This is a genomic window from Bradyrhizobium sp. Ses1, assembly GCF_059512365.1.
In genome coordinates this window covers 1-2,528 of sequence record NZ_JCAMOQ010000147.1, presented here as the reverse complement: position 1 = coordinate 2,528, position 2,528 = coordinate 1, and the positions used below count along the sequence as shown (strand labels likewise).

Genomic DNA, 2,528 nt, shown 5'->3' with positions numbered 1-2,528 from the left:
TCTGTATCTGGTGGCGATCATCGATTGGGCGAGCCGTGCGGTGCTGGCCTGGCGCCTGTCGAACACGATGGACACATCGTTCTGCGTGTCTGCGCTCGAAGAGGCCTTGGCACGCTTCGGCCGGCCTGAGATCTCAGCGCGATGCGAAGCATCGTCGCGACAATACCGACCAGGGCAGCCAGTTCACCAGCGCCGCCTTCACCGGCACGCTGGCCGCCACCGGCGTCAGGATCTCGATGGACGGTCGCGGGCGCTGGATGGACAACGTGTTCATCGAGCGGCTGTGGCGCTCGCTCAAATACGAGGACATCTATCTCAAGGGCTATTCGGATGGCCACGAGGCCAAAGCCGGAATTGCCCGATGGATCGAGTTTTACAATTTCCAGCGCCCTCATCAGGCGCTGGAAAACCGCGCGCCGATGGCGGTCTGGCGGGCCGGTGTCACCGGCGCATTCGGCGAAGAGGCTGTGGATATGACGCTTCTCGCAAGCGAGAAGCTTGGACAACGCTGCGCGTTGCCCACATCCCCACAGCCACAACAGCAGCAAGCAAGAATAGCGTAAAGTTATTGGCAAGAACGAACGGCAGCAGTTCCACTTAAGAAACCGGACCCAGTGGTCCTCAGCATAGGGTCCACTTCAGTTTAGACGCGCGAAAGGCGCGGAGTTACCTGGTAGACGCGGATTCGCGGGGCACTTCCCTCCCCCGCGGTGGCCGAGCGGGGAATCGTCCGAAAAAGTTTTTGCGTCGTTTGGATTGCTTTCCTGACTCGTCAGCTTCTCGAAAGCCGCCCCTGCGAAAATAAGCTTGAAACACCTATGCTCGCGGGAAACAGAATGAATATCGATCCACCGAACACCGCAGAAGATTCCATTGACGCTGACGATCTGCTTGGGCAGCAGCGGGCGCAGCAACAGCCGGGCGATCTGAGCGCACAAACCAGCTCACCAGCACACCCGTCCGCCGATCAAGCGAAATTTGAGCAGCAGCTACGTGAGTTGCGGCCAATCCACCAAACATCGGATTCAGCTGCCACTTTGATAGATTCCGAGACTGGATCACCCTCGACCATGACGAAGGGCAATCTGAGAGCGCGCGCTATCCAGGAAAGCGAACGCTACCCGGCCCGATCCTTTATCAGGGGGCGCGCCGAACTTGCCGCATCGCTAACCGGAGCGAATGTTGAGGCGCTGAAGAACGAGATCAGGCTCGCTGAACAGCGCTCAGCGCAGTGGCCAAGAACCACCGGATCATCTTCCGGCACTGTCGATAGCCGCGGCATTTTGAACGACGTGCTACGTGTCCTGTCCCGCAAATAACTGGCATTAATTCTGCATCGTTCTCGCGATCTTGTGGGATGGAGATGGCGATGACGATAGGCAGACCGAAGGCTGATCTGGTGTTGTCGGATCAAGAGCGTTCGCAGCTTCAAACGTTTGCACGTAGCCGCTCGCTGCCCGCGGCGCTCAGCAGTCGAGCGCGCATTATACTGAGTAGTGCAGATGGCGAGCCCAACAATGCGATCGCGCAACGAATGCAACTCACCAATGCTACGGTCGGGAAGTGGCGGTCGCGTTTCATTGAGCGGCGCCTGGCTGGCTTGTACGACGATGTTCGCCCAGGCGCGCCGAGAACGATCGATGACGAACGCGTGGCGCAGCTGATTAGAACGACGCTGCACACTAAGCCATCGGATGGTTCCACACATTGGAGCGTTCGCTCCGTGGCTGCCGAAACTGGCATCTCCAAGACCAGCGTGCAGCGTTATTTCCGAACGTTCGGCTTGCAACCGCATCGCTCTGAAGGCTTCAAGCTGTCCAACGATCCTTTCTTCATCGAGAAGCTGCGCGACGTCGTCGGGCTGTATCTGAGCCCGCCCGACAACGCTTTGGTGATCCGATGAGAAGAGTCAATGCCAAGCTTTGGAGCGCACGCAGCCAATGCTACCCATGGGCTTCGGTTACGTCGAAGGCATTACTCACGACTACAAGCGCCACGGGACCACCACGTTGTTCGCAGCGCTGAATGTGATTGATGGGACGGTGCTCGCCAGGTGCAAGCCGCGTCATCGACATCAGGAATTCCTGTCGTTCTTGCGCGAGATCGATAAAGCGGTTCCCATGGGGCTGGATATCCACTGCATTATCGACAATTACGCGACCCACAACCACCCGAAGATCAGGGCTTGGCTCGCGATCAGGCCCCGTTGGCACATCCACTTCATTCCCACCTACAGTTCCTGGCTTAACCAAGTGGAACGCTTCTTTGCGTTGATCACCGACAAGGCAATCCGCCGCGGCTCTTTCTCCAGTGTTAAGCAACTCGTCCGGAAGATCGATCAATTCGTCACGGCATACAACGCCACCTGCCAGCCCTTTCGATGGACCGCTACGGCAGACGCAATCCTCGAAAAACTGCATCGACTTTGCTCACGAATTACCGGGACAGGACACTAGGGTCTGTACCTAATTAGCGCACTCTGATTCCCTTGGACCGAACTGATTCGGCACGGGGGACTTCGATGCGCA

1 protein-coding gene and 2 pseudogenes are annotated in these 2,528 nt (G+C 57.9%); all 3 read left to right on the top strand.

Translation table 11 applies throughout. From position 1 onward, the window contains the following. Positions 1–563, top strand: a pseudogene (locus tag AC5ZG5_RS45990) (transposase); the annotation flags it as partial. A 273-nt stretch (positions 564–836) separates the two neighbouring features. Beyond that, positions 837–1,319 (top strand): hypothetical protein, encoded by a 483-nt coding sequence (locus tag AC5ZG5_RS45985; RefSeq protein ID WP_456647269.1) that lies wholly within the window; start codon positions 837–839, stop codon positions 1,317–1,319. 50 nt (positions 1,320–1,369) lie between these two features. Beyond that, positions 1,370–2,456: pseudogene (locus AC5ZG5_RS45980) on the top strand (IS630 family transposase). The last annotated feature ends 72 nt before the right edge of the window (positions 2,457–2,528 follow it).

What these genes read in the sequence shown, in the direction of transcription:
- AC5ZG5_RS45985 (WP_456647269.1), top strand. Translation starts at nt 837, where the DNA reads ATGAATATCGATCCACCGAACACCGCAGAAGATTCCATTGACGCTGAC.